Source organism: Flavobacterium suncheonense GH29-5 = DSM 17707, assembly GCF_000430025.1.
Classification (GTDB): Bacteria; Bacteroidota; Bacteroidia; order Flavobacteriales; family Flavobacteriaceae; genus Flavobacterium; species Flavobacterium suncheonense.
This window is the reverse complement of sequence record NZ_AUCZ01000036.1, coordinates 1-2,402: the sequence shown is the minus strand read 5'-3', so window position 1 is coordinate 2,402 and position 2,402 is coordinate 1. Positions and strand designations below refer to the sequence as shown.

Below are 2,402 nucleotides of genomic sequence, written 5' to 3'. Positions count from 1 at the left end.
GATACTCTTTTTTTCGGCAGGGTTGGTTTTCTTTCTGTTCCATAGTTTGACAAATGTTGTTTAATTTTTTGTCAACCTATTTTAGGATTTTGCATGGGGGAATATTGCTGGTAACGTGTTGCAGCTTGGCAAAGTTGCGACAGTTAATGATTTACGTTAACAAATATACCAAAAAGTTAGAAAGAAAAAACCTGACTTCGGAGAAGAAGTGCAAACAGCGACGCTTACCGATAAAAACCAAGCCTAGCAATTTTGCCAAACTGCTGTTATGTGAGGTTTCTATAATTTAGTTTTCAAATCCATTCTACCATGCAAAATTCTCACTATTTCAATTTCTTTATTTGAAACTATTTGATAGAAAATGATATGCTCGCCGCATTTATAACCAAGTATATTTAAAGAAGTTATTGCGTAAGATTTTCCAAATTGTGGATTGTTTGCCAGATCATTACAAGAAGCAATTATTAGATTATAATATTTTTCAGCTTGTTTTCGTGACCATTCTTCAACAGTATAATCCCAAATTTCAATTAAATCATTTTGTGCTTTATTGGTAAAATGATATTTAGCCATCTATTTTTTTCTTGCTTTTAATGACTCCAAAAACTTTTTAGGTTCAAAATCTTTCACAATTCCGCTATCAATTCCTTCTTGAAGTGCATTTCTCAACGCAATAATTTTATTTTCTTCATCTTCAAGAAGACGTAGACCTGCTCTCACAACTTCACTTGCGTTGCTAAAACGACCATTATTTATGCTACTTTCAATAAAATCTTCGAAATGATTGCCTAAAGATATTGATGTGTTTTTGCCCATGACTTTGAAATTTTGAAGCAAGTTACCAAAATTTGGTAATAAATGCAATTTTTTGAGCGTTTTTTGAAATCTCACATAACGTTTTGCGGCTTTAAGAAGTGGCGTAATTTTCTTCACAAGCCATCACAAATATACCGAAAAGTGTTTAAGAAAAAACTTCATTTTAAAGAAAAAATGCAAACACTAGCCTTTCCAAAAAATCACTGACCTAGCCATTTCTTAAAACCGCTGTTAGCAGATGTTTTTAACTAACCCAAGTTGAGTATGATTCAATTATTTTCCACTCCCCATTTATTTTTTCCAAATAAATTGATTTACCACCACCACAGAGTCTTCCGCAATAATAAGCCAATTCTACGTAAGCTTTGTTTGTGTCTTTTGAAAAAAGAGGAATTGTCATTTCACAAAAATAATATCCTTCTTCAATTTGGGTTTTAAGTTTCGCTTTTTTGGTTGAAGTGGATACTACATTTCTCAATATTTCAGGATTTATTTTTAAGCTATCTATTTCTCGATATTGATTTATAAAATTTAAAGAATCTTTGGCTGAGAAAAATCTTTGACCTTTAATTTCTGTTTCGATTATTTGATTTATAGAAGTTGCATATGTGGGTGGAGGTGGAGGAGCTCCAATTTCAATATCTTTTTTTGTAGGAATGTAAATTCTTAATTTTCTTAAATTTTCAAATAATTCAATTGGGTTCTTATCAGTCTTTAGAATCTTCAAACTGTCCTGAACTATTATTGCTTTTACTATTTGATTTATATTCTCAATCCTAGCTGAATCGAGATTGGTTTTTTCTTCATTTTTTTTACAACTTAACGTTATAAAAAATATCGCTAAAATCGTTAAAATTCTCATTTACAGCTGTATTGGTATCGTTTGTCCTAAAATATCTGCTAACGTTCCCGCAGCTTGGCAAAGTTGCGGAATTTTATTACTGTTGCTCACAAATATACCGAAAAGGTTTGAAAGAAAATACGTCTTTCGGAGAAAGAATACAAGCACAGATGTTTCCTAGTAAAAACTGACCAAGCAATTTTGCTAAACTGCTGTTATGTGTTCGGCTTTTTTTTGATTTGTATTATTCAATAATGACTACAGGAACAGTTTTTTCTATACCTATTTTAGTAGTATATTGATATGTCCCTATTTGTCTTGCACAGTTCTTAGAAGGAATGGCTATTTTTTGGTCGTCATAATATGTTTTGTTATCATAATTAATAAGCAAAACCATAATTTCGTCTGGAAACTTTCCGCTTTCTGCTAAAGCCATATTTGGTTTAACCACTTGGAAAATTTTAATTTCTTTTTGTGTCGTAATACATTCTCCTTTTTCAGGGAATAATGTAAGTCCTGGTAAATTGTCACTAGGTTGCTTAGTATCACTCACTAAAAATGCAAACAGAAGCGTTGCCAATATTCCGGCAATAAATCCGCCAATAAAAATTAGAAATTGTTTCATGTTTTATGTTGTTTAATTTAGTCTTGTTGTTAATATGCGCCGAGCTTTAAGCTGACACATAACGTTTCAGGCTTGGCCGACGTTGCGGCAATTTAAGAAAAAATATGTTATGAAATGCAG

4 protein-coding genes are annotated in these 2,402 nt (G+C 31.7%); all 4 read right to left on the bottom strand.

The window, feature by feature from the left end; translation table 11 throughout:
• Window positions 1–279: 279 nt before the first annotated feature.
• A complete protein-coding gene (locus tag G498_RS0109900) occupies window positions 280–573 on the bottom strand; it encodes a type II toxin-antitoxin system RelE/ParE family toxin (RefSeq protein ID WP_026981011.1) in 294 nt (97 codons plus the stop codon).
• The gene (locus tag G498_RS0109895; RefSeq protein ID WP_026981010.1) at window positions 574–816 is read right to left on the bottom strand and encodes a type II toxin-antitoxin system ParD family antitoxin; all 243 of its coding nucleotides are present in this window, start codon (window positions 814–816) and stop codon (window positions 574–576) included.
• Between the two features lie 244 nt (window positions 817–1,060).
• The gene (locus tag G498_RS15465) at window positions 1,061–1,678 is read right to left on the bottom strand and encodes a hypothetical protein (RefSeq protein WP_051269846.1); all 618 of its coding nucleotides are present in this window, start codon (window positions 1,676–1,678) and stop codon (window positions 1,061–1,063) included.
• A 223-nt stretch (window positions 1,679–1,901) separates the two neighbouring features.
• Window positions 1,902–2,282 (bottom strand): hypothetical protein, encoded by a 381-nt coding sequence (locus tag G498_RS14990; RefSeq protein ID WP_035745127.1) that lies wholly within the window; start codon window positions 2,280–2,282, stop codon window positions 1,902–1,904.
• Window positions 2,283–2,402 lie beyond the last annotated feature (120 nt).

Excerpts from the sequence above, each read along its gene's own strand:
- G498_RS0109900 (WP_026981011.1), bottom strand. The coding sequence starts at position 573 with ATGGCTAAATATCATTTTACCAATAAAGCACAAAATGATTTAATTGAA.
- G498_RS0109895 (WP_026981010.1), bottom strand. The coding sequence starts at position 816 with ATGGGCAAAAACACATCAATATCTTTAGGCAATCATTTCGAAGATTTT.
- G498_RS15465 (WP_051269846.1), bottom strand. The coding sequence starts at position 1,678 with ATGAGAATTTTAACGATTTTAGCGATATTTTTTATAACGTTAAGTTGT.
- G498_RS14990 (WP_035745127.1), bottom strand. The coding sequence starts at position 2,282 with ATGAAACAATTTCTAATTTTTATTGGCGGATTTATTGCCGGAATATTG.